This window comes from Actinomadura rugatobispora (assembly GCF_055379765.1).
In genome coordinates, this window is the sequence record NZ_AP029191.1 from 5,244,951 (window position 1) to 5,268,477 (window position 23,527).

A 23,527-nucleotide genomic window follows, 5' to 3' on the forward strand; every position below is an offset into this window, starting at 1 on the left:
ACGGGCTCAGCCGGGCCGGCAGGTGTAGCTCACGCTCGCCTGCCCGCCGGGCGAGAACGCGACGCTGCCGGTGCCGCCGCCGCGCGTGTAGCAGCGGATGGAGGGCCGCACGGTCACGGTCACCGAGGTGGACCGGCCGCTGGACAGCGTGCCGCCGCCGGAGGCGAACACGCCCGTCCCGCTGACCGAGGAGACCGACCAGCGGACGGTCCCGCCGCGCGCGGTGAGCCGGATGCTGCACCGTCCGCCGAGCCCGGCCGCGGCGACCGAGCGGCAGCCGGAGTCGCCGATCACCAGCCGGGGGCGTCCGGACGACGCGGGCCTGGTCGTGGTCCGCCGCTCGGGCTTCTTGGTCTTCTTGGGCTCCGGGGTCGCGGACGGCGCGGTCGCGGACGGCGGCGGGACGGGCGGCGCGGTGGTGCCGGGCGCGGCGGCGGCTCCCGCCGGGGGCGGTCCGTCGTCCGGCATCTGGGCGATGATGAGCAGGCCGGTCAGTACGACGGCGGCGGCGCTCCCGACCGCGATGAGCAGCAGCCTGGCGCGGTGCACGCGCGGGGAGGGCTCGTCCTTCTTCCGGTGCGCCTCCCCCGCCACAGGGGTCCCGTGGGGAGTGGCCGGTTCCGGCAAGGGCGCGGCCTGGTGGGCGTCGAGGGCGGTCGGGTCCGGCTGGGGAGTGGCGAGCGCCACCAGGGCTTGGACGGGGTCGTCGGTCGGCCCGGGATCCTGCGGGTTCGAGGTTCCTTCGAGGGCCGCGGCCGCCATGAACTCCGGGGGCATGTCCGGGGCGGGCGCCGCGAAGGCCGTCCGGCCCTCGCCGCCGTCCGGCCGCGGCGGCCCCACCAGGACCGACGACTCGGCGACGGGCAGGTTCCGCTGGACGGCCAGCGCCAGTGCCCTCTGCTCGGCCGCGCCCGCCGGCGGCGTGACCGTGGGGGCGGCCCCGGTGGACTCGTCCTCGAGACGGCCCAGGCACTCGTCCTGGACGAGGCCGTACAGCCAGGTGCGGAACCGCTCCGGGCCGGGGACGGCGTCCGGGCCGTCGCGCCCGGCGAGCAGCGCGGCCCGGACCGCCTCCACGGCCAGGTCGCGATCGCCCAGCAGGCCGTGCGCGTACTCGAACAGCTGCGGCCCGTAGACGTTGTAGACGTGCCCGACGGCGCCGGGGCGCCGCTCGCGCAGCTCCTCGGCGAGCCGCCGGTCGTCACCGTGCGGGGGATCTGGGTGTCGCGGCACCGAACCTCCAGCGAACCGTGCGTCGTCGACGGGGATGCCCTTCCGTCCGCGGACGGAAGCCAACGGATTATCGCGGAGCGCCGCGGGCCTGCACTGTCGCGCGGGAGCACGGATAATCGGCCCGCTTTGTCAGCCAGGTGAGTAGCCAGTGAGAATCATTTCCCATTCGAACCCGGCCGGGAGGGTTTCGACACATTGCCGAAGCGCTGTGTTTCCGCTCGATCACATCGGGAACTCTTGATCTATCGACGGGGAATGGAGGGTGCCATGGAGGTCGTGATCGAGATGACCTTGCCCCGGGACGCCGAGAGCGCGCCACTGGTGCGGCATACGCTCGACGCGTCCCTGCGGGGCTTGGGAGTGACCTCCGAGATTCGTGCCGACATCGCGCTGGCTCTTGGCGAGGCCTGCGCCAACGTCATCCAGCACGCCGAGTCGAGCCGTGAGTACGAGGTCCGCGCGCATATGGACGGTGTGCGCTGCGTCGTGGACGTCATCGACGGCGGCCGTTCCGGCGACATGGCGCTGTGGAAACGCGAGCGCCGCGCTCTGCCGATCGCGGAGAGCGGGAGGGGGCTCCAGCTGATGAGAGCCTTCACCGAAGACCTGAACATCACCGGTCGCGCCGACAGGAACGGCGCGATCGTTCATTTTGAGAAGTCCCTGGCCAGCTGACCCGGGCCACCGACCGGCGTGCGCACGCCCCCGGCCGGCCGGCCGGCCGGCTGGCCGGGCGGGACCGGGGGCGTGCGGCCGCGTCGTCAGCCGGTGACGGGGAGGTCGCCGTCCACCGGCGTGGGCTTGGGGGCCCTGGCGGGCTGGCCGGCGGTCGCGGCGCCCGGCGTCGTGGCGCCGCCGCCCTTGCCGTGGCCTCCGTGACCGCCGGGCGCTCCCGCGTGACCGCCGGGCGCCCCCGGGTTGGCGGGCCTCGCGGGGCCGCCCGGAGCCCCCGGGGCCGCCGGCTTCGCGGGCGTGCCGGGCCCGGCCGGGGCCCCGGGAGAGTTGGGCGAGGTGGGGCCGCCGTGCTTGTGGGTCGCGCGGCCGCAGGTCACGGCGCCGGTCCTGATCGTCTCGGTGCCGCGCCTGCCCATCGGCACCTTGGCCTCCACGGCGGTGACCGCCAGCCGCCCGTCCCGGAGCCGCTGCTGCTTGTTCAGCGTCACCTGCGCCGTGCCGACGCCGGGGATCTTCACCGGGACGACGCTGTTGGCGCGCGGCCTGACGCCCATCTTCTTGCCGTCGATGACCGTGTTGGCGAGCCGGGCCGAGCCGCGTCCGCCGCGGCACCGGGCGGAGACCGCGTCGGCCGACAGCGCGGCGCCGGGCACCTTGAGGTCCTTGACCGTCGACCGGGCGTGCCGGGAGGCGGCCCTGGTGTCCATCGCGGTGGCGCTGAACAGCTTGGTGCGGTTCTCATGCGCCAGGCTCTTGCGGACCTCCGCGCCGCGGGAGACCACGGCGGGCGTCGCCGGCAGCCTGACCGGGCCGGTGGCGGCCACCCCGTAGGCGGCGCCCTCCGGTTGGGCCGGGACGGGAGGTCTGGACGGGACGGCGGCGGCCGCCGTCGCCGGTCCGGACGCCAGGGCGGCCAGGCCGGTGACGGCGGTGGCCGTGGCGGTCGCGGTGGCGAGCAGCGCGACGGCCGGCAGGAACTTCGTGGAGCGCATGACGGTGTCTCTCTTTCGCGGTTGGGAGGCTCCGGCGGGTCGGGCCCGCCGGTCAGCCAGTGATGATCACCAAGGTTCCGAGCGGGACCTTCGACAGCGCGCGCAGCGCGTCCTTCGGCACGCGCACGCAACCGTGGGTGACGGCCCGGCCGAAGACCGTCCGGTCGGGCCAGCCGTGCAGGGCGACCGTGCCGGGGCCGCCGCCGTAGGTGTCGAGGGTCGCCGAATGCGCGCCCAGCGGCATGAGCAGCGGGCTCGGGGTGCGCTGGGACGGCCGCAGCAGGGCCAGCAGGAACGTGCGGCCGATCGGGGTCGGGGTGGCGGGCGCGCCGACCGCGACGCGCCAGCGGCCGACCGTCCGGCCGGACCGGAGCAGCGACAGCCGGCGGCGCGGCACGTCCACCCGGACCAGGTACGGGGTGCGGGCGGTGCGGAGGCCGCCCTCGGCGGTCGAGATCCATCCGGTGGCCTGGTTGGGGCGGCTCGGCAGCAGCACCTGGAGCCAGGCGCCGGAGCGGCTCACCACCGGGACCCAGGTGGGGCCGCCGAGCTGGCGGGCGGGCAGGGTCGCGATGGGACGGCCCCCCGGGGCGTCCAGGACGGTCCTGTCCGTGGTCGCCCGGACGACGAGCCCGTCGGTGGCGGCCGCCGCGTGCGCGGCCCGGTCCCTGGGCGCGCCGTGGACGGTGGTGTGGGTGGTGGACTCGGGCAGCTCGGCGGGGATCCCGACCGGCGGCTCCCCGGACCGCTCCCTGCCGGCGGACGTGGCGGACGGGGCCGAGCCCGTGCAGGCGGCGGCCGGGAGCGCCGTGGCGGCCGCGGCGGCGACCGCGACCACGGCGCGCGCGGCGCGTGCACGATGCATCAGAAATGCCCCCCGTGGCATGTCGCGCATTCCGTTCCCCCGTGGAATGCGATTGGCGGTGACCGTTCGCCGGGATGCTAGCGCCGGGCGGCGGGGGCGCGTCCAGAACTCCGGTGAACGAACTGATTTCTTTGCCGTGGTGCATTCGCCGGGTACCGGCATTGCCCGCGTCACCGGATTTCATCGGCAATTCCACGGTGCCGGGCAAAAGCGACAACGGGAAAAAGGTGCACCATCCGGGAGCCGGCCGGCGGGCGGGTCGGCGGGCGAGTGTGCGCCGGTCGCGGCGCCGCGGGGCGGCCGCCGGCGCGGTCCGCGCCCGCAGGGCCTACCCGTACGGCCTTTCCGGGTGGCCGGGCGCGACGAACCGGGGGCACACGCTACATTTGCCGCATGACAACTATCGTCGGGAGGGTGATGCGATGGCCGGCGGCGGAGGCATCACGCCCGAAAGGCGCGGCGACGGGCTGGGAAGTCCGGGAGGGGAATCCTGTGTTTCCAAGTCCCGGCCTACGGCGCTCGCCTGGCGGCTCGCTCCTCACCGGGCCTGTGCGAGCGCGGCATCGCTTCGCGATCTGGCCGGTGACGCTCGCCTCCGGCATCGCACCACCGCCCAGGTAACGCGCTCGCGCGGTGGCCGAGGCCACATCGAGGCCCTGGCCGCGGGCACCTGGTGCAGCGGGACGGTCAGGCGGGCATGGAGAACGAGGACGTATCCTTGCCGTCCGAGGAAGCAGTGGCCGACTCGTGGAACTGGGCGAGCCCCCAGAGCAGGGCTGCGCGGGCGGGGGACGACATCGTCGCCAGCACCCGTGCGAGCTCTTCGCGGCGCCGTACCCGGAGCCGGTCGAGCAGGGCCTGGCCCTCCGTGGTCAGCCGGACCGTCACCTCGCGGCGGTCGCGGCCCGGGTCGCGCAGGAGGAGCCCCCCGGCCTCCAGCCGGTCGCAGAGCCTGCTGGCCGAGGAGACCAGCGCGCCCAGCTCGGTCGCCAGGCTGCTGATGTTGACCGGACCCCGTTCGAGCACGAACAGCGCGCGCAGCTGGGTCGCGGGGACCGGCACGTCGGGGCCGTTATGGGCGCGAGCCCATACGCTCATCAGGGTGCCGGCCGCCTCGTCCAGCGCGGCGGCCGACTCGGCGGCTCCCTGACCCGGCGTGTCGACCATGCCCTCCACTGTTACATACCGCGTCCGTCGCGGCACCTTTCCCCCACCGAGTCCCCCACCTAGTGATCCGCCCGGGAACGCCCGGGCGGGCGATACATGCAGATGAGGACACGATGCGTTCCGCCCAGTCGCGAGATCTCGAACAGGCCCTGTGGGACGCCCTGCCGTACGAGCTGATCGGCAGGGCCAGGGCGGCGTTCGAGGAGCACGCGGACGCCGCCGGTGTGGAGATCCTGCTGGCCGACTACCGCCAGGCGTACCTGGTCCCCACGGTGTCGGGCGGCGACCCCGTCCGGGTGGACAACACCCCCGAGGGCCATGCCTTCGCGGCGCAGCGGGTGGTCCGCGGCGAGCGCGACGGGGAGCCGGTCCTGCACCTGCCGCTGTCGGTGCACGGCGACCGGCTCGGCGTCCTCAGCGTGCGCCCGTCCGCCAAGGCGGACGAGGACCTGAGGGAGGCGAACGGCGAGGGGCCGCCCTGGGAGGAGCGGATGGAGTCCGCCGCGGTCGTCCTGGCCCGCGCGCTGAAGATCGCCGACGCCAACACCGATCTCTACCGCCGGATCCGCCGCCGCACCCGGCTCACCCTCGCCGCCGAGATGCAGTGGGACCTGCTGCCCGGCCGGGCCTGCGACACCGGCACGTTCCACCTGGCCGGGCAGCTCGAACCGGCCTACGCCGTCTGGGGCGACAACTTCGACTGGTCGGTGTCGGAGGACCGGCTGACCCTGACCGTCAGCAACGGCACGGGCACCGGGACCGAGGCCGCCGCGCTCACCCATCTGGCGATCAGCGCGCTGCGCAACGCCCGCCGCTCCGGCGCCGACATCGCCGAGCAGGCCGCGCTGGCCGACCAGACCCTGTACGCGCACCACCGCGGCACCCGGCACCTGGCCACGCTGCTGCTGGACTTCGAGCCGGCGACCGGCCGGGTGCTGGCGATCGACGCGGGCTCCCCGCGGGTCTACCGGATGCGCGGAAGCACCACCGAGATCCTCGACTTCGAGGCCCAGCTGCCGCTCGGCATGTTCGGCGACGCGCACTACACGACCGAGGAGTTCATGATCGAGCCGGGTGACCGGCTGGTCGTCGTCAGCGACGGCGTGCACTCGGCCAAGTCGCCCGCCGGGGAACTGTACGGGACGCTGGCCCTGCTGCAGGCCCTCCGCGAGACCCGCCTGCAGAACCCGTCCGAGGCGGTCCGCACCTTCATCCGCCACTTCCTGGCCTACCACCAGGGCGCCGAGCAGGTGGACGACGCGGTCGTGGTGTGCCTGGACTGGAACGGCATTCCGGGGTCCGCGCCCGATGCGGAGCAAGATTCCGCGGCCGAGGACGATTCCGCGGCCGGGGGTGAATCCGTGGCCGGGGCCGGGGGTGAATCCGGTGCCGGGCGGGATTCCGGGAGCGAGACCGCGCCCGTCCGCGCCTGAAATCCGGACGGGTCAAGGGTCTGCCCCGCTATGGCCCGCGTTCGGGGGATCGAGCCGGGCTCGATGGTCTGGATTGGCTGACCCGGCGGTGAGGTAATGCTGGCGGCCAGGTGTTACCCGCGGGGTTGGAGATATGCGATGGAAGCGCTGCTTCCGCCGAGCGTGTCCCGGCGGGCGCGGATGCTGATCGAGCGCCGCGGGACGCGGTGGTCGCCCACCCTTCCCTGGCGATCGGCCGTTCTCTGACGATCGGCCGAAAAGCCCTCAACCCCTTTCCGTAAGGCCGCCGTCACAGTGCCGGAACGCCGGAGCGCGGGAACGGCGAAACGCCGGGTCGCCCGGATGCCCGGCGGCCGGTCGGGCGTCGCGCGCCCGGACGGTCATGCGGTCATGCGCTGCGGGCCGCGCGCTGTTCCGTGCGCTTTCTGGCCGCGGCCTGGCGGGCCCGGTTGAGGCTGTCGCGCACGCGGGCGGCGCCGCGCAGCGCGGTGGCGGTGTCCTTGGTCAGATGGGCGTATTGGGCGAGCACCTCGCCGACCGGCGGCGGCGACCATTCCTCGCGGACGAGGAAGGGCTGATCCACCGCCGCGGCCGGCCGGGCGGGTGCGGTCTTCGGGTCGGGTGCGGAGTCGGGCGCGGCGACGAGCGCGAGATGCGTGCGGCAGTGCGGGCACTGCAACCCCGAATGGGAGTCTCTGCTCATACCACGAATGATTCCCCAAGGGTCTGACAATTCATCCGCGGATATCGATCGAATGGCCGGCGGCCCCTCGGAAGGCGGCCCCCGGGACGATCCCGGGGCGATCCCGGGGAGATCAGGAATCGGTGTCCGCGCCCGGTCCCTTCAACCCCTCCTTGCCGGCCGCGACGGCGACCGCGTGCCACTCCTCGGCGGTCCTGGCGAAGATTTCCTGCAGCACCGGGGGCACTTCTCCGGCCTTCATCCGGTCGGCGAGATCCTCCGGCAGAAGTCCGCGAAGGTGCTGGTCAAGGGCCCAGACCGCGGGATCCCAGCCGCCGCCGATGCCCTCGAAAAAGCCCTCGGGGACGCCGCCGTGCTCCAGTTCCAGAACGGCCTGCCCGCCCTCGGCGGAGATCCGCACCTCCACGTGGCTGTTCAGGTCGCCGTACACCCAGGACACCCGCAGCAGGCGCGGCGGAGCGCACTCCAGGATCTCGCCGCCGGCGTTGCCCTCGATCTGATACGTGCCGCCGGGGCGCAGGTCGCCGCTGACGGGCAGGAACCAGCGGGCCAGCCGGGCCGGGTCGGTGACGGCGTCCCAGAGGTCCTCGGCGGTGGTGTCGTAGGCGCGGCGCAGCACGACGGTGCCGGTGGCGTCGTAGCCTTCGATCTTCCGCTCGCCGATCTCGCGGTGGGTCGGCTTGATCGCGTCATCGATGTCGGTCATGTCTCCGTGTCCTCCCCGGGACTCGTGTGCCGACGCTCTCGTTTGCCGCGCGCGATCTCGGTGCCCAGCGCGTCCAGCCGCTGCGTCCAGAACCGCCGGTAGCGGTCGAGCCACCGGTCGATCTCCTGGAGCGGGGCGGGGTCCACCGAGTAGAGCCGGCGGGTGCCGGCCGCGCGGACGGTCGTGAACCCGTTCTCGCGCAGCACCCGCAGGTGCTGGGACACGCCCGGCTGGCTGATGCCGAACTCCTCCTGCACCACGGCGCTGATCTCGCCGGCGGCGCGCTCGCCGTCCGCGAGCAGCTCCAGGATCCGGCGCCGGACCGGATCCCCGAGAACGTCGAAGGCGTGCATGACCTCATTATTGTTGTCGTGGCTTATATAAGCAAACCGTGAAGATGAAGGTGAGGTGCGGGTCAGAGCCGCCCGCCGAGCCAGCTGCGGCAGCCCTTCGCGAAGTCGGCCAGCGCGTGCTCGGCGAAGTGGCCGGGATCCCAGTCGTACGGTTCGGTGGGCCCGCGCCAGACGTAGGCGCGCGCCCGGCCCGAGCCGTCCGCCAGCGGCAGCAGGGCCGGCTCGTACGACTCGTCCTCGAAGTCGTCCAGCAGCCCCTGCTCGGCCTCCGTCAGCCCGCTGATCAGCACGCCCTCGGCGGTGGCGTCCGGATCGGCCACCAGCCCGGGGTAGGTGACGCCGGGCAGCGCCCGCACCCGCCATCCGGCGACGGCCGCCGGGGCGAGCCGGGGCACGCGGCCGAGGAGGATCTCCAGGATCTCGGGGAAGCGCAGCGTGCCGTAGACGAACAACCCGTTCGTGCCGATCTTGTCGGTCATGGACGCGCAGCGTACGCGGCGCCGCTCGCCAGCAGCACCACCAGGACCGCCATGCAGGTCGTCAGCCGTCCCGTCCGCAGGCCGTACCCGCACATCAGCCAGGACAGGTGCAGCAGCCACCGCCGCACGGTCCGCGGATCGGCGCGGCGGCGGACCTCGAAGGAGCGGTAGCGCAGGTCGCGGGCCAGGTCCGGGTCGGCCTCCGCCGCGGCGGCGGCCAGGTGCCGGTAGAGGACGGCGAGGCCGCCGTACGAGCCCGCCAGCTCCTCCACCAGCACGGCGCACCCCTGGCGGTCGCGGGGGCTCTGGCGGCCACGGAGTCCCCGGACGCGGCGGCGGGCGGGCAGCGTCGCGAACGTGCAGTCGCCCGTGATGCGCAGCCCCTCCGGGTGTTCCAGGCCGAGGAGCTTGCACCGGCTCAGGTCTACGTCCGCCAGTTCCAGCTTGGGCGCGGACAGCCCGCGTGCCGAGAGCAGGCGCACGGGGCCGTGCCGCCCGTCGAAGTCGTCCTCGGTCAGGCACTGGAACCGACGGGAGAGGGACCGTACGGTCACTCCCGCGTGGAAGTACGCGTCCTCAAGGTCGAGGTCCGCGTGACGCAGCCTGAACTCGGCGGGTCCGTGCGCCACGACGTGGTTGGCGTCGACCTGCCGTGCCACCGCGTCCACGCGCAGCCCGCGGTGGGCCTTGGCGTAGGTCAGGGACAGCCGTCCGCGCGTGGCCAGCGGCCCCATCCAGACGTCCTGGCGGAACCTGGTCCGGTCGAGGCGCGCGTGCCTGGCCACCCGGACGCGCCTGAACGAGGCCGCCCCGCCGAACTGCGCCGCCTCCAGCACCGCGTCCCGGCCGAAGTGCGCGCGGTCGAAGGCCACCGCTCCCACGAAGACCGTGCGGCTGAACGAGGCGTCCGCCCGCCACACCGTCTCCCCGAAGAGCGCGTCGCAGGCGAACACGGCCTCGTCGAACGACCCGTGCCGCTGGAAGCGCGCCCCGTGGAACGAGGCGTTGCCCGCGAAGCGCGCCCCACGGAACGACACGTGCCCCAGGAACCTCGCGTCATAGAACGAGACCCCGCCGTCGAAGCGCGCACCGTCGAACGAGCAGTCCCCCTCGAAGCACACCCCGCTCAGTGAGGCTCCCGCGGGGAGCACGGCCCCGTCGAAGCGGCTGCGTCCGAGGTGCGGATGCTTGTCGGGGCCTGTCACCGCCTTCAGCAGGGCGGCGAAGACACGCTCCGGGACGGTCGACCCGCGCAGGTCGATGTCGGCCCCGGGGTTGAGCCCGGCGAGCATGCGCTCCAGCTCGTCCGGGGTGAGGTGGGCCAGGCAGGCGGGATAGGGAATGCAGGCCCGTTCCGTGCATCCGTCCTCCGCGCCGCATCTCGGCCAGGTGCGCCCGAGTGGCAGCCACGGAGAGGGCGAAATCGGGGCGAGTGTGGACGACCGCGATATCTCGGTAGGGGTCACGTCAAACGTTGTACCCCCGTGCGGCATGGTCGTTCATCGGGTTGGTGCGATCCCTGGCACGTAATCTGGAGACATGGGGGCATATGGGGGATGGACCATCGGCCCGGCCGGGGCGGCCGGGCGGAGGATTCCCGCGTCCCGCCGATCACGGACCGCACTCGCGGCCCGATCGCGTCCCGGAGCACGGCCCCGGGCCCGGTCGTTCGAGTGATCAGCGGGAACCGCGGGCATCATCCGCCTGTCTGACTCGGGGCTGACAGATCCGAGACATCCGCGACGCCTTCGTTCGTTTGCCGTTCATCTTGAGCAGGGATTATTACCGTATGAGCGTCAATCCAGGACAAATCCCTCACGGTGCGGAAGCGCTGCCCGACGACCGGTTCCTGGACCGCGAGGAGAGCTGGCTTCGGTTCAACCAGCGCGTCCTGGAACTGGCCGAGGACCCCCGGCTGCCGCTCCTCGAACGGGTCCGCTTCCTGTCGATCTTCGCCAGCAACCTCGACGAGTTCTTCATGGTCCGGGTCGCCGGCCTCACCCGCCGCATGGCCACCGGACTGGCCGTCCAGTCCGCCAGCGGCCGGCAGCCCCGCGAGGTGCTGGAGCGCACCGCCGGCGTCGCCCGCGAGCTGATGCTGCGGCACGCCACCACCTTCCGCGACGACCTCCTCCCGGCGCTCGCCAAGGAGGGCATCGAGCTGCTGCGCTGGGACGACCTGGCCGACACCGAGCAGGAGCGGATGCGCCGGCTGTTCCGCGACCGCATCTACCCGGTGCTGACCCCGCTGGTCGTCGACTCCGCGCACCCCTTCCCCTACATCTCCGGGCTCTCCCTCAACCTCGCGGTGATCGTCCGCGACCCGGGGAACGACGCGACCATGTTCGCGCGCGTCAAGGTGCCGCCGGTGCTGCCCCGCTTCATCGAGGCCTCGCCCAACCGGTTCACCCCCCTCGAAGACGTCATCGCCCAGCACCTCGGCCAGCTGTTCGTGGGCATGGAGATCGTGGAGCACCACGCGTTCCGCGTCACCCGCAACCAGGACCTGGAGATCGACGACGACATCAGCGAGGGGCTGCTGCAGGCGCTGGAGCGCGAGCTGCTGCGCCGCCGCTTCGGCCCGGTCGTCCGGCTGGAGGTGGAGGACTCCATCTCCGAAGGCGTCCTGGACCTGCTCACCACCGAGCTGGCCATCGACGAGCGGCAGATCTACCGGCTGGACGGCCCGCTCGACCTGGCCGGGATGTCGGCCATCGCCGACCTCGACCGGCCCGAGCTGAAGTACCCGCCGTTCGTGCCGTCCAAGGAGGCGCTGCCGGCCGACGCCGACCTCTTCGCCGCCGTCCGCGAGCGCGACGTCCTGGTGCACCACCCCTACGACTCGTTCACCACGACCGTGCAGCGGCTCATCGAGGAGGCCGCCGACGACCCCCGGGTCCTGGCGATCAAGCAGACCCTCTACCGCACCAGCGGCGACTCCCCGATCGTGGACGCCCTGGTCGGCGCCGCCGCCGCGGGCAAGCAGGTCGTGGTGGTCGTCGAGCTCAAGGCCCGCTTCGACGAGCGCGCCAACATCGCCTGGGCGCGCAAGCTGGAGAAGGCCGGCTGCCACGTCGTGTACGGGTTCGTCGGACTGAAGACGCACTGCAAGCTCGCCCTGGTCGTCCGGCAGGAGGCCGACGGCGCGCTGCGCCGCTACTGCCACATCGGCACCGGCAACTACCACCCCAAGACCGCCCGGCTCTACGAGGACTTCGGCCTGCTCACCGCCGACCCGGCCGTCGGCGAGGACGTCAGCGCCCTGTTCAACCACCTCACCGGCTACTCCCGGCAGAACTCCTACAAGCGCCTGCTGGTCGCCCCGCAGAGCCTGCGGCCCGGCCTGGTGCAGCGGATCGAGCGGGAGATCGAGCACCACGAGGCCGGCCGCCCCGCGCACGTCCGGTTCAAGTGCAACTCGGTGGTCGACGAGGTCGTCATCGACGCGCTCTACCGGGCCGCGCAGGCGGGCGTGCCGGTGGACGTCTGGGTGCGCGGGATCTGCGCGCTGCGCCCCGGCGTCCAGGGGCTGTCGGAGACGATCCGGGTGCGCAGCGTCCTGGGCCGGTTCCTGGAGCACTCGCGGGTGTTCGCGTTCGAGAACGGCGGCGACCCCGAGGTGTGGCTGGGCAGCGCCGACCTCATGCACCGCAACCTGGACCGCCGCGTGGAGGCCCTGGTCAAGGTCACCGACCGCGGCCACCGGCACGAGCTGGTCGACCTGATCTCCCTCGCCATGGACGACGGCACCGACGCGTGGTGGCTGGACGGCGACGGCACCTGGACCCGCCGCTCCGCGATGACCGACGCGCCGCTGCTGGACATCCAGACCCACCTCGTCCGGAGCCGGCGCTGGAGGACCGTCGATGCCTGAGCGGCGCGGTCGCGAGAACCGCCCCGGCGCGCAGGACGACCTGATCCGCGCGGCCGGGGCCGTCCTGTGGCGTGACGGGCCGGAGCCCGGCGAGGCGGAGGTGGCGCTGATCCACCGGCCGCGCTACGACGACTGGTCCTTCCCGAAGGGCAAGCTCAAGAACGGCGAGCACGTGCTGCGCGCCGTCGTCCGGGAGGTCGAGGAGGAGACCGGGATCGTTCCACGCCTGGGCCGCCGCCTGCCCTCCAGCACCTATCCCAAGGACGACCGCACCAAGCGGGTCGACTACTGGACGGCCCGCGGCCTCGGCGCCTCCGACGGCCACGCGGTGCCGAACGACGAGGTCGACCGGATCGCGTGGCTGCCCGTCAGGGAGGCGGAGGCGCGGCTGTCCTACTCCCACGACGTCGACCTGCTGCGCGAGTTCGCCGCCGGGCCCCCGCACACCTGGCCGCTGGTGATCCTGCGGCACGGCTCGGCCGGCGAGAAGACCCGCTGGCACGAACCCGACGAGCTGCGGCCGCTGGACGCCCGCGGGCGCGCCGAGGCGCAGCGGCTGGCCGGGCTGCTGACCGCCTACGGCCCGGCCCGCCCGATCTCCTCGGCCACCGCCCGCTGCACGGAGACGGTGCTGCCGTACTCGCGGCGGACCGGCGCCCCCGCCGTCACCGACACCGCGTTCACGATCGGCGAGACCGACACCGAACGGGCCTGCGAGCGGCTGCTGGAACTGGCCGACGACGGCGTCCCCGTGATCGTGTGCACGCACGGCGAGATCGTCGCCGACCTGATCACCGGGCTGTGCCGCACGCTCGGCGAGAAGGTCCCCGACGAGCCGTCGCTGCGCAAGGGCTCGTTCTGGGTGGCGCACCTGGCGGGCGGCGACGACGGCGCCCCGGCCATCTCCGCGCTGGAACGCCACGGCGCCTACGGCGAGGGCCGCTAGAAGGCGGGGGCGGGGATGTCGGCCCAGGTGCCTTCGAGACGGTCGAGGGCGGCCTGGGCCTCGCAGCGTTCGATGCCGTACAGGACGCCGAGGGTGAACGCGTCGGCGGTGTCGCGGGCGCGCTCCGCCGCCCCGCGCAGGTGCTCGCTGGCGATCACGCCGTCCTGGTAGCCGCCGAGCACCTCCTGGAGGCGCTTGGCGTTCTTCACCGTCTGCTTCGCCGGGTCGCCCAGCACCGCCACCGCGGCCTCCGCCGCGTACCGGGCCCGCTTGGCGTCCTTGCGGACCTCGTGCCGGGTCAGCTCGGGGTCCTCGGACGCGGCGACCCCGTCGTAGGCGTCGGCGAGCCGCTTCCACGCCCGCACCACCAGGCGGGGGAGCTCGGCGGTGGCGTCGCGCCCGGCCCGCGCGGTCAGCGGAGGGTCGGCCACCAGCGCCTCCAGCGCGTCCAGCAGCGCGTAGTAGCGGGGCAGCTTGAGCGCGGTGTTGACCCGCCGGTACGCCGCCTGCTCCTGCTTGGCCAGCTCCTCCAGCCACGCGGGCTCCCCGATGCCCTCCAGGCCCTCGACCCGTTCGGTGAAGCGCATCCGCAGCACCTCCAGGTCACGGACCTCGCCGAGCACCGCGGCCAGCCACTTCAGCTCCTCGCGCAGCGGATCGGTCCGCTCCCGGTCGAGGACGGGACGGTAGCTCTGCAGCACGCTGCGCATCCGCCGGGTCGCGACCCGCATCCGGTGCACGGCGTCGAACTCGGCCAGCCGCACCTTGGGGTCGTACGCCAGCAGCGCCTCCACCTGCGCCGCGAGGTAGGCGACCGCCGCGTCGCCCGCGGTCGGGGCGGGCGCGGCGATTCTGGCCAGGGCCTGCCGCCCGGTCTCCTGGGCGGTGGGACGGGCGATCTGCCCGTTCAGCAGCCGCCCCAGCTTGGAGGACGAGGACGCCTTGCGCGCCCCCGCCTTCCGCAGCCGCTTGCCCGCCGCCTTCAGCAGGTCGCGGGCGCCGGCGGCGAGCTCCACCTCGATCTCCCGCCAGGCGTCGCCGGACCCCTCGTCCAGCACCCGTCCGGTCACCGCGTCGTCGGCCACCTCGGCGAGCACCTCGCCGGAGTCGTCCAGCAGCCGCAGCACGGTGCGGTCGGTCTCCAGCGTGGCCACCGGCCGCAGCTCGGCGCCGCGCGCGTACGCCGCGACGAGCCCCGCCAGCCGGGCCGGGACGACATGCGCCCGGCCCAGCGGGGCGCGCAGCTCGTTCTTGCTGTCGGGACCGGCCGGGATCTTCAGGTGCCAGCCCGCGTCCGTCCCGCCGCGGCGCCGCCGCAGCGTGATCCCGCGCGCGGCCAGCCGCAGGTCGGCGGTGTCGAAGTACGTGGCGTGCAGGTGGTGCGTCTCGGGCGCGCTGACCGACGCCACCCCGGGCAGGACGGTCAGCTCGGGGACGGCGAAATCGGCGGCGGCGTCGTACTTGCGCTCGATCTCCACATGCTTCACGGCCACGTAAGGCTCCTCACCGGTGCAACGGCGCTGGTTACCAGGCTTTTATGGCCAGCATTACACGACAGGGTTAACAGATACAGACATCTTCCCGTCGACTGACCGACGCCGTGCCCTCCGGGCGGCCGCTTCCGGCCTCACACCAGTAAACCCGCCCCGGGTCAGTCCTCGGCGACCCGCAGAACGATCTTGCCCTGGATGTGCCCGCGTTCGGCCCGCTCGTGGGCCGCCGGCGCGTCCGCGAGCGGGTAGACGGCGTCGATCCCGACCTGGACCCGGCCGTCGTCGATCAGCCGGGCCAGCTCGGCCATCTGCGCCCCGTCGGAGCGCACCTGCCCCGACAGGAACGTGAAGCCGAGCTCATCGGCGCGGTCCTGGTGGTAGTCGCCGTAGAAGACCGGCATGAGCGTCCCGCCGCGCTTGAGCACCGGCAGGAACCGGTGGCCGTCGGGCCCGCCGACGGTGTCGAACACGTGGTCAACATCACGGACGGTCTCCCCGGCCGAGGTGGTGGTGTAGTCGATGAACCGGTCGACGCCCAGCTTGTGCAGGAACGCCTCGTGCCGCCCCGAGGCCACGCCGATGACGTGCGCCCGCCTGGTCTTGGCCAACTGGACGAGGAAGTGGCCGACGCCCCCGCCCGCGCCATTGACGAGCACCGTTTTGTCCCAGCCCAGCCGCACGTGGTCGAACAGGAACTGGTAGGCGGTGAGCCCGGCCATGGGCACACCCGCGGCGTGCACGTGGTCGACGGTCTCCGGCTTGAGGGCCAGATGCTCCACCGGCGAAGTGACGTACTCCGCGTACCCCCGGGCGGCGTTGTCGATCGTGGGGAAGCGCACGAGGCCGAACACGGCGTCCCCCTCGCGGAACGCGGTGACCCCTGGACCCGTCCCGACGACCGTGCCCGAGACGTCCGAGCCCGGGATGAACGGCAGCGGCGGCGCCGGCGGCCGCACATCCTCCGGGAAGTTGGTGTAACCCACGCGCCGGTACCAGTCGGGCGGGTTCAGCGCGGCCGCGTGGACGCGCACCAGGACCTCCCCGGGGCCCGGCACCGGGCGCGGGACGTCCTCGTACACCAGCACCTCGGGCCCGCCGAACTCGTGCACCTGCACAGCCTTCATCGTCGCCATCACCCTTCGCCAGACTCCGGCCATATCCGGAGCACTGCTCCAGATAATAAGCGGAGCAGTGCTCCGGTTGTCAACTCAGGGATACTGGGTCCCATGACGCCCGACCCCGTACCGCCGCGCCCGCCGCGGGCCGACGCCCGGCGCAACCGCGAACGCGTCCTCGACGCCGCCCGGACCGTGGTCGCCGAGCAGGGCACCCAGGCGTCGCTACGGGAGATCGCCAGGCACGCCGGGGTCGGCCTCGGCACCCTCTACCGGCACTTCCCGACCCGGGACGCGCTGCTGGAGGCCCTGCTGGGCCGCGGCTTCGACGACCTGGCCGCGAAAGCCCGAACGCTCGCCGAGACCCGCCCGCCCGAGGAGGCGCTGGCCGAATGGCTGCGCGACTTCCTCGCCGGGAGCACCGCCTACCGCGGCCTGGCCGCGTCGATGATGGCCACGCTCGACGACGAGACCTCGCCGCTCTACACCTCGTGCCAGGGCATGCGCGAGGCCGTCGCGCACCTGCTGGAACGCGCGCAGAAGTCCGGCCACGTCCGCCCGGAAGTGGACCGCGTGGACCTGCTCGCACTGGTCAGCGCCATCGGCTGGCTAGCCGACCAGGCCCCCTCACTGGCCGACCGCCGCGACCACCTCTTCACCCTGGTCATGGCCGGCATCACCACCGGCCCCCCGGGCTAACCGCAATGCCGGGTAGTTAGGCCTGTGGGCTGGTTGTCCAGGGGTTTGGTGGATCTTGGAGACGTGGGAACGGAGATCCAGTAGAACGGGTGATCTTCTACCATCGTCCGTCTGACCTACTGGATCTCCGTTGGGTGTTGAGTCTGCCAGGTCTGCTGGGGCCTGTGCCATGGGTTCGGTCGACCGTTGGGCGGGCGGGGTGTTCGCGCCCGGGCATCTGGGGGAACTGACCCGGATCGTGCCGTTCGAGATGGTGGACGAGGTGCTGGCCGAGACGCGGTCGGCGCAGCGGCGGGTGCGGCGGTTGCCGTCGCGGGTGGTGGTGTATCTGCTGCTGGCGGCGGGGTTGTTCGAGGGGCAGGGCCTTGGGCAGGTGTGGGCGCGGCTGGTGTCGGGCCTGGAGGGGCCGGGGTGGGTGCCCTCGTCGTCGGTGCTGGCCCAGGCCCGCCGCCGGGTGGGGGTCGCGCCGCTGCGGGCGTTGTTCGATCTGCTGGCCGGTCCGCCCGCGGGGGCGGTGCGGTGGCGGGGGCTGCTGGTGTGCGCGATGGACGGCACCACGATGAGTGTCCCCGACAGCCCGGCCAATCTGGCGGCCTATGGTCATCAGAGCGGCAGTCATGGCGGGTCGGGCTATCCGCTGGTCCGGCTGGTCGCGGTGGTCGCCTGCGGCACCCGCACCGTGCTGGGGGCCGGGTTCGGCCGGTTCGCGACCGGTGAGACGGCCTACGCGCCCGAGTTGTTCGGCTGCCTCAAGGCGGGCATGCTGCTGCTGGCCGACCGCAATTTCGCCGTCAAAGCCCTGGTGGCGGCGATCGCCGGTCCGCAGGGCACCGGCGCGGACCTGCTGATCCGCTGCAAGAGCAACCGGCCGCTGCCCCGTCTTGAGACCCTGGCCGACCGATCGTGGCGTTCGGTGCTGGGCGGGGTGCCGATCCGGGTGATCGACGCCCAGATCACCCTCACCCTGTCGGGCGGCGGGCACCGCACCGGCCATTACCGGTTGATCACCACCCTGCTGGATCCGCGCCTCCACCCGGCTGCGGAGATCGTGAGGCTCTACCACCAGCGGTGGGAGATCGAGACGACCTATCTGGAGCTGAAGTCCACCATGCTGGGCGGCCGTGTCCTGCGCTCGCGTACCCCGCAGGGCGCCGACCAGGAGATCTACGCTCTGCTGGCCGTCTACCAGGCGTTGCGGCTGGCGATGGCCGACGCCACGGCCGGCGGCGGCCTCCCCGCCGACCGGGCCAGCTTCACCGTCGCGCTGCTGGCCGCCCGCGACCAGGTCGTCCACGCCGCCGGGGTCATCGCCGGCACCGTCATCGACCTGGTCGGACAGATCGGCCGGGCGGTCCTGGACAACCCGCTGCCCGCCCGCCGAGACCGCAGCTGCCCCCGCATCGTCAAACGAGCGATCTCCAAACACCGGGCAAAAGGCCAGGTCGACCGCACCAACCACCGGGCGACCCTCACCATCGACATCCTCCACCCACCTGAGTTGACGCCCACCCCAAGCCCTTAACTACCCGGCATTGGGGCTAACCGTCCTTGAGGTGGTACTTCATGCCCATGTGGGAGGGGCGGAAGCCGATCTTCTGGTAGAAGCGGATCGAGTCGGGGCGCTGGCGGTCGGTGGTGAGTTGCACCACACGGCAGCCGCGGGCGCGGGCCTGGTCGATGGCCCAGCGGATGAGCACCTGCCCGACGCCGTGGCCGCGGTGCTCGGAGGCGACGCGCACGCCCTCGATCTGGGCGCGCTCGCCGCCGGTGTAGGTGAGGCCGGGGATGTAGGTCAGCTGCAGCGTGCCCGCGATGGCGCCGTCGATCTCGGCGACGATCACGCTGTTGTTGGGGTCCCCGTCGATCGCGTCGAACGCGGCGAAGTACGCCTCGGGGATGACCTCGCCCGGTGATTCGCGGGTCTGGCCCAGTGGATCGTCGGCCAGCAGCCGGACGATCGCGGGCAGATCCGCCCGGGTCGCCTCCCGGAAGGTCACTTCTTGATCACGCCGCACGTCACACAGGTTATCCGGCCGTATCGTCCCTCTCGACACAACGACTTGTAGTACTACGCCTTGTAGTACTACGTTGGGTTCAGCAAAGAATCCCGCCCCGGAACTGCCCGGCGTCCGAGCACGCCCCAGGGAGCAGCCATGCAGCACGACGAGAACGAGGAACACTGGAGCGACCACGCCATCTGCCGCGGCGCCGACCCCGACCTGTTCTTCCCCATCGGCTATTCCGCGCCGATCCTGCGGGAGCAGGAGCGGGCGGCCAAGGCGATCTGCGGCCACTGCCCGGTGACGGCCGACTGCCTCGCCTGGGCGCTGCGCGTGGGCGAGCCGGACGGCGTCTGGGGCGGCACCACGCCCGAGGAGCGCCGCCACCTGCGCCGCTCCGCGGACGCCCCGCCCCGCCGCCGCCTGCCCGTCATCATGGTCCGCGGCGACGTGGTGGAGGACGCGGCTTGACCGAGCGAAGCGAGGGCAAGAGCGCCGTTCTTGCCGGGGGGTGTGGGGGGTCGTCCCCCCACGAAGGCACGGCCTGAGTCAGGGGGTCAGGGCTACCTTGCCGACGACGCGGCGGCCTAGCAGGTCGTCCAGGACGGCGGGGGCCGACTCCAGCGGCGCGGTGCGCGGCGCGACCGGCGCGAGCCGCCCGTCCGCGACCATCGCCAGCAGCTCCTCCAGAAGCGCCCGCTGCTCCAGCGGGCGCGCCCCCGACCAGGCGCCCCAGTCGACCCCGGTCACCGTGCGGTTGCGGAGCAGGACCTGGTTGAGCGGCAGCGACGGGATGTCGCCCGACGCGAAACCGATCACCAGGTAGCGGCCGAACTCGCGCAGGGACCGTAGTGCCGGGTCGGCCAGCCGGCCGCCGACGGGGTCGTAGACGAGATCCACGCCGCCGGGCGACCAGGCGCGGGCCGCGGTCTTCACGTCCTCGGACGAGGTGTCCACCGCGGCGTCGGCGCCCGCCGCCAGCGCGGCCTCCCGCTTCTCCGCGGACGACGCCGCGGCCAGTACCCGGGCGCCCAGCGCCGTGGCGATCTGGACGGCGGCGAGCCCGACCCCGCCGCCCGCGCCCAGCACGAGCACGGTCTCCCCGGAGCGCAGCCCGCCGCGCTCCCGCAGCGCGAACAGGCCGGTGCAGTAGCTCTGGGTGAACGTGGCGGCCCGCGCGGCGTCCAGTTCGGCGGGGATCGGCACCACGGACGCCGCCGCGAGGGCGATCCGCTCGGCGAAGCCGCCGAGACCGCACATGGCGAGGACGCGTGTGCCGACGGGCGGCTCGGTCACGCCGGGCGCCGCGGCGACGATCGTCCCGGCGATCTCGCTGCCCGGGACGAACGGCAGCGGCGGCTTGATCTGGTACCGGCCCTGGACGAACAGCCCGTCCACGTAGTTGACCCCCGCCGCCTCGACCGCGACGACCACCTGGCCGGGGGCGGGCTCGACGGGAGCGGTGTCCCGGACGACGACCGAACCGAGTTCTTCGCATACCACTGAGCGCATTGCATCAATATGGCGAAACCGAATCCCGTTCGCCACACCGGGGCGCCGGGTACGGGTGGGACGAGCGGGACGGGCACGATGCGCGGCCCGCGAACGTTACCGATAATGACGGCAGGGTCATCACACCAACGGTGGGCGAACATGAGCTATCCCCCGGTCCCCGAGAAGCACCGCTCCGAAGGGCTCGCGACGCACGGCGTGCGCGCCCTGTCGGCGGCCATCATCATCGGCGTCGTCACCGCCGGCATGTGGGTGCTGGAGATCGCCGACTACGTGATGAACGGCGCGCTGGACGACTACGGCATCCGCCCCCACGACGTGAGCGACCTGCCCGACATCTTCACCGCCCCGTTCATGCACGGCGGGTTCGGCCACCTGATCGGCAACACCCTCCCGTTCGTCATCCTGGGGTTCCTCGCCGCCGCCCGCGGCATCGTCAAGTTCCTGGTCGCCAGCCTGATCATCGTGGTGGTCGGGGGGCTGGGCGTGTGGTTCCTCAGCTCCGCCAACACGCTGGGCTCCAGCATCCTGATCTTCGGCTTCTTCGGCTACCTGCTCGGCCGGGGCCTGTTCGAGCGGCGGCTGCTCGACCTGGCCATCGCGGTCGGCGTGGTCCTGGTCTACGGCACGATGATCTTCGGTGTGCTGCCGAGCGACCCGGGGATCTCCTGGCAGGGTCACCTGTTCGGGATGCTCGGCGGTGTGCTGGCGTCCTGGGTGCTGCGCCGGGGCCACGACAAGGAGGTCCGGGCGCCCGCCTACGAGTGAGCGCCCGGAGGGCTCAGGGGCGGCGGCCGCGGGGGCGGACGGTGATCTCCGACACGACCGCGTCCGCCGGCGTCTCCAGGGCCGCGACCAGCGCGCGCGCCACGGTCGCCGGATCGGTGAACGCGTCCTCGTCGTAGACCCGCCCCTCCTGGGCGTGCACCTTCCGCTGCATCTCCGTCGAGGTGCGCCCCGGGTACACCGTCGTCACCCGGATCGCCGGCTCCTCCGCCCGCAGCGAGTCGGCCAGCGCCCGCAGCCCGAACTTGCTCGCCGCGTACGCCGACCACTTCGGGTTGGCGCGCAGCCCCGCCGTCGAGTTGACGAACACCACGTGCCCTTCGGCCGCGCGCAGCGCGGGAAGCAGGATCCGGGTCAGCTCCGCCGCCGACACCAGGTTGACCATCAGCTGGTCGATCCAGTGGTCGGCGTCCTGTTCGGCCACCGCGCCCAGGTCGACCACGCCCGCGCTGTGCACGACGCCGTCCAGCCGGGCGGGGACGCCGCCCTCGGCCAGCGCCGCCTCCAGCCGCCGCGGCTCGGTCAGGTCCAGTGTGAGGGTGCGCGCGGAGCCCTGCGGCGTGGTCGTGCGGACCGCGCCCGGCTCGCCGTTGCGGTCCCGCACCAGCACCTGCGTGCGCCCGTGCTGCCCGGTGGAGATCCGCTGCGCCAGCGCCGCCAGCCGCTCCGGCGACCGTCCGGCCAGGATCAGCTCGTGCCCGCGCTCGGCCAGCAGCCCCGCGACGGCGGCGCCGATCCCGCCGGTCGCCCCCGTGATCAGATACATGCCCATGACGCCCCATTCTCCTCGCTCATCGTGGTCGATGCGCGGTCCGGCCCACAGGTTCGCCTCACGTTCCTAGGGCCTGTCTCGAAGTGGCCTCAGGTGCGGCGCGAGCGCGTTACCTGGACGGTGGTGCGATGCCGGAGGCGAGCGTCACCGGCCAGATCGCGGAGCGATGCCGCGCTCGCCAAGGCCCGGTCAGGGGCGAGCCGCCAGGCGAGCGCCGTAGGCCGGGACTTTGAGACACAGCCTAGTTGGGACGCAGGACGCGGGTCACGCCGGCGATGAGCGCGGTGGCCAGGATCCACCCGGTCGCGATCAGGGCGTAGGCCATCCAGCGCGACCAGCCCTGCGGGTCGTAGGCCTGCTGCTGCCCGAAGGTGTCGATCGGGATCAGCAGGTCCAGCGTGTAGACGAGCGCGTGGAAGTCGGGCTGCTCCTCGCCCGGTTTGATCGACTTGGGCGGGTTGAGGGAGAAGACCAGCGTGCCGACCGCCACCAGCACCCCGAACCACGCGAACGCCAGCCAGGGCCGGAAGCCGTAGCCGACCGTCCAGTCCAGCAGGCCGTTCCAGGCCCGGCCGATGAGGTTGAGGTTGCGGCGGCGGGCGCGCATCTTGGCCAGCTGCACCTTGCGGGCCAGGTCGTCGTGGCCGATCCCGTGGTACCAGGAGGCCAGCTGCTCGTACGGCTGGGTGTGGAACTCCTTGTCGCGGGAGATCCAGCTGAGCCGGTCCTTGAAGTCCCCGCCCCGCAGCGTCTCGTAGACGAGGCCGTTCAGCCACAGCTCGTCCGGCCAGATGTCCGGATGATCCATGATCAGCTGGATCCGGGAGTACGACAGCGCCACCCGGCCCTGGATCTTCTCCGCCGGCCACAGCGTCAGCTCGTCGCACACCATGTGGCTGGCGTGCAGCGCCATCCGGTCGGGCGCGCCCGCGTCCATCCGGGCCCGGGAGAACGACAGCGTCCCGTTGATCCGGGCGCTGCGCAGCCGGACCGTCCCGATCGTGGTCGCCCGGCTGAACTCGGCGGCGTCCTCCACGACCATGTTCTGCGCGTCCATGGCCAGCCGGCCGGGGTTGCGCAGCACCGCGTCCTCCATCCAGAGCCCGCCGTTCATCCGGGCCCCGACCAGCCGCGCCCCGCCCTCGATCTCGCACTCGCGGGCGAAGAGCCCGACCTCGACCAGCAGCGCCGCGGCCGAGATCGCCCACTCGCCGGGATCGGTCACCGAGACGCGGGTGCCGTTCATCCGGAGCCCGCCCATGAGCTGGGCGCGGGTCAGCCGCACCTGCCCCTCGACCACCGAGCCGGACAGGCTGAGGTAGCCGTCGGCGCGCAGCCCGCCGCCGTCGAACCCCGGCATCCGGCAGTCCGAGAGCCGCAGCTGGCGGGCCTGGGCGTTGGAGAAGTCGGGGACCTCCACCAGGCGGCAGTGGGTCAGGCGGAGCTCGTACTCCACCGTGCCGCCCGAAAGCTCCAGGGGGCCGATGATGTACGCACCGCTCAGCCGCACGGCCGCCACGAAGCCGCTGCGCGGCTCGCACGCCCCCAGCAGCAACTGGGAGATCACCTCGGCGCGGACGATCCGGTCGGGGTCGGGCCCGGCTGGAATCTCATCTCCCAGGACCACCTGCCCTCCGCTGGGGAAGGCCGTCCACAGTCGTCGTTCCGCATCGCTCAGTCCGGGAGGTTCCGCCACAAGGCCCCTTTCTATGGGCAACCCCCCT

At 72.9% G+C, this 23,527-nt stretch carries 23 protein-coding genes; 8 read left to right on the forward strand and 15 right to left on the reverse strand.

Features of this window, described 5'->3' with window-relative positions; genetic code table 11:
* Positions 1-6: 6 nt before the first annotated feature.
* Positions 7-1,233, reverse strand: a complete 1,227-nt coding sequence (locus ACZ466_RS23245) for a hypothetical protein (protein ID WP_378292762.1) — start codon at positions 1,231-1,233, stop codon at positions 7-9.
* Positions 1,234-1,500: 267 nt separating this feature from the next.
* Here ACZ466_RS23245 and ACZ466_RS23250 point away from each other — a divergent pair, with 267 nt between their 5' ends.
* Positions 1,501-1,908, forward strand: coding sequence for an ATP-binding protein (locus ACZ466_RS23250; protein WP_378292760.1), 408 nt, complete (start codon positions 1,501-1,503; stop codon positions 1,906-1,908).
* Positions 1,909-1,994: 86 nt separating this feature from the next.
* Here the strand turns inward: ACZ466_RS23250 and ACZ466_RS23255 are convergent, their stop codons facing one another.
* The 3 genes from ACZ466_RS23255 to ACZ466_RS23265 form a co-directional block, all read right to left on the reverse strand.
* Positions 1,995-2,900: a choice-of-anchor P family protein gene (locus ACZ466_RS23255; protein WP_464043939.1), complete on the reverse strand. Its 906-nt coding sequence runs from the start codon at positions 2,898-2,900 to the stop codon at positions 1,995-1,997.
* A 52-nt stretch (positions 2,901-2,952) separates the two neighbouring features.
* Positions 2,953-3,765 (reverse strand): L,D-transpeptidase, encoded by an 813-nt coding sequence (locus ACZ466_RS23260; protein WP_378292790.1) that lies wholly within the window; start codon positions 3,763-3,765, stop codon positions 2,953-2,955.
* 687 nt (positions 3,766-4,452) lie between these two features.
* Positions 4,453-4,932 (reverse strand): MarR family transcriptional regulator, encoded by a 480-nt coding sequence (locus ACZ466_RS23265; RefSeq protein ID WP_378292792.1) that lies wholly within the window; start codon positions 4,930-4,932, stop codon positions 4,453-4,455.
* A 113-nt stretch (positions 4,933-5,045) separates the two neighbouring features.
* Between ACZ466_RS23265 and ACZ466_RS23270 the strand changes: the two genes are divergently transcribed.
* Positions 5,046-6,365, forward strand: coding sequence for a PP2C family protein-serine/threonine phosphatase (locus ACZ466_RS23270; RefSeq protein WP_378292794.1), 1,320 nt, complete (start codon positions 5,046-5,048; stop codon positions 6,363-6,365).
* 388 nt (positions 6,366-6,753) lie between these two features.
* Here the strand turns inward: ACZ466_RS23270 and ACZ466_RS23275 are convergent, their stop codons facing one another.
* The 5 genes from ACZ466_RS23275 to ACZ466_RS23295 form a co-directional block, all read right to left on the reverse strand.
* Positions 6,754-7,068: a hypothetical protein gene (locus ACZ466_RS23275; protein WP_378292796.1), complete on the reverse strand. Its 315-nt coding sequence runs from the start codon at positions 7,066-7,068 to the stop codon at positions 6,754-6,756.
* A 112-nt stretch (positions 7,069-7,180) separates the two neighbouring features.
* A complete protein-coding gene (locus ACZ466_RS23280) occupies positions 7,181-7,774 on the reverse strand; it encodes an SRPBCC family protein (protein WP_378292798.1) in 594 nt (197 codons plus the stop codon).
* Positions 7,771-8,127, reverse strand: coding sequence for an ArsR/SmtB family transcription factor (locus ACZ466_RS23285; RefSeq protein ID WP_378292800.1), 357 nt, complete (start codon positions 8,125-8,127; stop codon positions 7,771-7,773). The genes ACZ466_RS23280 and ACZ466_RS23285 overlap by 4 nt, the downstream gene beginning before the upstream one ends.
* 62 nt (positions 8,128-8,189) lie before the next feature.
* The gene (locus tag ACZ466_RS23290; RefSeq protein WP_378292801.1) at positions 8,190-8,606 is read right to left on the reverse strand and encodes a gamma-glutamylcyclotransferase family protein; all 417 of its coding nucleotides are present in this window, start codon (positions 8,604-8,606) and stop codon (positions 8,190-8,192) included.
* A complete protein-coding gene (locus tag ACZ466_RS23295) occupies positions 8,603-10,072 on the reverse strand; it encodes a pentapeptide repeat-containing protein (RefSeq protein ID WP_378292803.1) in 1,470 nt (489 codons plus the stop codon). Before ACZ466_RS23295 ends, ACZ466_RS23290 begins: the two co-directional genes overlap by 4 nt.
* A 323-nt stretch (positions 10,073-10,395) precedes the next feature.
* On the opposite strand from ACZ466_RS23295, the gene ACZ466_RS23300 reads away from it, so the two are divergent.
* Both ACZ466_RS23300 and ACZ466_RS23305 read left to right on the forward strand, forming a co-directional pair.
* Complete coding sequence (locus ACZ466_RS23300; protein WP_378292805.1) at positions 10,396-12,480, forward strand: RNA degradosome polyphosphate kinase; 2,085 nt, start codon at positions 10,396-10,398, stop codon at positions 12,478-12,480.
* Positions 12,473-13,426 carry an NUDIX hydrolase gene (locus ACZ466_RS23305; protein WP_378292807.1) on the forward strand — a complete coding sequence of 318 codons (954 nt, stop codon included), beginning with the start codon at positions 12,473-12,475 and terminating at the stop codon, positions 13,424-13,426. The genes ACZ466_RS23300 and ACZ466_RS23305 overlap by 8 nt, the downstream gene beginning before the upstream one ends.
* Here ACZ466_RS23305 and ACZ466_RS23310 read toward each other — a convergent pair.
* Positions 13,423-14,919, reverse strand: coding sequence for a CYTH and CHAD domain-containing protein (locus ACZ466_RS23310; RefSeq protein WP_378292809.1), 1,497 nt, complete (start codon positions 14,917-14,919; stop codon positions 13,423-13,425). The genes ACZ466_RS23305 and ACZ466_RS23310 overlap by 4 nt on opposite strands.
* Positions 14,920-15,077: 158 nt before the next feature.
* On the reverse strand, positions 15,078-16,043 hold the full coding sequence (locus ACZ466_RS23315) for an NADP-dependent oxidoreductase (RefSeq protein WP_378292811.1): 966 nt from the start codon (positions 16,041-16,043) through the stop codon (positions 15,078-15,080).
* Positions 16,044-16,145: 102 nt separating this feature from the next.
* On the opposite strand from ACZ466_RS23315, the gene ACZ466_RS23320 reads away from it, so the two are divergent.
* A complete protein-coding gene (locus ACZ466_RS23320; protein WP_378292813.1) occupies positions 16,146-16,733 on the forward strand; it encodes a TetR/AcrR family transcriptional regulator in 588 nt (195 codons plus the stop codon).
* A 169-nt stretch (positions 16,734-16,902) separates the two neighbouring features.
* Positions 16,903-18,255 carry an IS4 family transposase gene (locus ACZ466_RS23325; protein ID WP_378293554.1) on the forward strand — a complete coding sequence of 451 codons (1,353 nt, stop codon included), beginning with the start codon at positions 16,903-16,905 and terminating at the stop codon, positions 18,253-18,255.
* 16 nt (positions 18,256-18,271) lie between these two features.
* Here ACZ466_RS23325 and ACZ466_RS23330 read toward each other — a convergent pair whose 3' ends face one another.
* Entirely contained in the window at positions 18,272-18,730 is a 459-nt protein-coding gene (locus ACZ466_RS23330) for a GNAT family N-acetyltransferase (protein ID WP_378286210.1), read from the reverse strand.
* Positions 18,731-18,886: 156 nt separating this feature from the next.
* Here ACZ466_RS23330 and ACZ466_RS23335 point away from each other — a divergent pair, with 156 nt between their 5' ends.
* Positions 18,887-19,204, forward strand: coding sequence for a WhiB family transcriptional regulator (locus ACZ466_RS23335; protein WP_378286074.1), 318 nt, complete (start codon positions 18,887-18,889; stop codon positions 19,202-19,204).
* Positions 19,205-19,282: 78 nt separating this feature from the next.
* On the opposite strand, the gene ACZ466_RS23340 is transcribed toward ACZ466_RS23335, so the two are convergent.
* A complete protein-coding gene (locus ACZ466_RS23340) occupies positions 19,283-20,245 on the reverse strand; it encodes an NADPH:quinone oxidoreductase family protein (RefSeq protein ID WP_378286075.1) in 963 nt (320 codons plus the stop codon).
* Between the two features lie 141 nt (positions 20,246-20,386).
* Here ACZ466_RS23340 and ACZ466_RS23345 point away from each other — a divergent pair, with 141 nt between their 5' ends.
* Positions 20,387-21,013: a rhomboid family intramembrane serine protease gene (locus ACZ466_RS23345; protein WP_378286076.1), complete on the forward strand. Its 627-nt coding sequence runs from the start codon at positions 20,387-20,389 to the stop codon at positions 21,011-21,013.
* 13 nt (positions 21,014-21,026) lie between these two features.
* Here the strand turns inward: ACZ466_RS23345 and ACZ466_RS23350 are convergent, their stop codons facing one another.
* Together ACZ466_RS23350 and ACZ466_RS23355 are read right to left on the reverse strand one after the other, a co-directional pair.
* A complete protein-coding gene (locus ACZ466_RS23350; protein WP_378286077.1) occupies positions 21,027-21,803 on the reverse strand; it encodes an SDR family oxidoreductase in 777 nt (258 codons plus the stop codon).
* Between the two features lie 241 nt (positions 21,804-22,044).
* Positions 22,045-23,430 carry a pentapeptide repeat-containing protein gene (locus ACZ466_RS23355; RefSeq protein ID WP_378286078.1) on the reverse strand — a complete coding sequence of 462 codons (1,386 nt, stop codon included), beginning with the start codon at positions 23,428-23,430 and terminating at the stop codon, positions 22,045-22,047.
* Positions 23,431-23,527: the final 97 nt, after the last annotated feature.

Excerpts from the sequence above, each read along its gene's own strand:
- ACZ466_RS23250 (WP_378292760.1), top strand. The coding sequence starts at position 1,501 with ATGGAGGTCGTGATCGAGATGACCTTGCCCCGGGACGCCGAGAGCGCG.
- ACZ466_RS23255 (WP_464043939.1), bottom strand. The coding sequence starts at position 2,900 with ATGCGCTCCACGAAGTTCCTGCCGGCCGTCGCGCTGCTCGCCACCGCG.
- ACZ466_RS23260 (WP_378292790.1), bottom strand. The coding sequence starts at position 3,765 with ATGCATCGTGCACGCGCCGCGCGCGCCGTGGTCGCGGTCGCCGCCGCG.
- ACZ466_RS23265 (WP_378292792.1), bottom strand. The coding sequence starts at position 4,932 with ATGGTCGACACGCCGGGTCAGGGAGCCGCCGAGTCGGCCGCCGCGCTG.
- ACZ466_RS23270 (WP_378292794.1), top strand. The coding sequence starts at position 5,046 with ATGCGTTCCGCCCAGTCGCGAGATCTCGAACAGGCCCTGTGGGACGCC.
- ACZ466_RS23275 (WP_378292796.1), bottom strand. The coding sequence starts at position 7,068 with ATGAGCAGAGACTCCCATTCGGGGTTGCAGTGCCCGCACTGCCGCACG.
- ACZ466_RS23280 (WP_378292798.1), bottom strand. The coding sequence starts at position 7,774 with ATGACCGACATCGATGACGCGATCAAGCCGACCCACCGCGAGATCGGC.
- ACZ466_RS23285 (WP_378292800.1), bottom strand. The coding sequence starts at position 8,127 with ATGCACGCCTTCGACGTTCTCGGGGATCCGGTCCGGCGCCGGATCCTG.
- ACZ466_RS23290 (WP_378292801.1), bottom strand. The coding sequence starts at position 8,606 with ATGACCGACAAGATCGGCACGAACGGGTTGTTCGTCTACGGCACGCTG.
- ACZ466_RS23300 (WP_378292805.1), top strand. The coding sequence starts at position 10,396 with ATGAGCGTCAATCCAGGACAAATCCCTCACGGTGCGGAAGCGCTGCCC.
- ACZ466_RS23305 (WP_378292807.1), top strand. The coding sequence starts at position 12,473 with ATGCCTGAGCGGCGCGGTCGCGAGAACCGCCCCGGCGCGCAGGACGAC.
- ACZ466_RS23315 (WP_378292811.1), bottom strand. The coding sequence starts at position 16,043 with ATGAAGGCTGTGCAGGTGCACGAGTTCGGCGGGCCCGAGGTGCTGGTG.
- ACZ466_RS23320 (WP_378292813.1), top strand. The coding sequence starts at position 16,146 with ATGACGCCCGACCCCGTACCGCCGCGCCCGCCGCGGGCCGACGCCCGG.
- ACZ466_RS23325 (WP_378293554.1), top strand. The coding sequence starts at position 16,903 with ATGGGTTCGGTCGACCGTTGGGCGGGCGGGGTGTTCGCGCCCGGGCAT.
- ACZ466_RS23335 (WP_378286074.1), top strand. The coding sequence starts at position 18,887 with ATGCAGCACGACGAGAACGAGGAACACTGGAGCGACCACGCCATCTGC.
- ACZ466_RS23340 (WP_378286075.1), bottom strand. The coding sequence starts at position 20,245 with ATGCGCTCAGTGGTATGCGAAGAACTCGGTTCGGTCGTCGTCCGGGAC.
- ACZ466_RS23345 (WP_378286076.1), top strand. The coding sequence starts at position 20,387 with ATGAGCTATCCCCCGGTCCCCGAGAAGCACCGCTCCGAAGGGCTCGCG.
- ACZ466_RS23350 (WP_378286077.1), bottom strand. The coding sequence starts at position 21,803 with ATGGGCATGTATCTGATCACGGGGGCGACCGGCGGGATCGGCGCCGCC.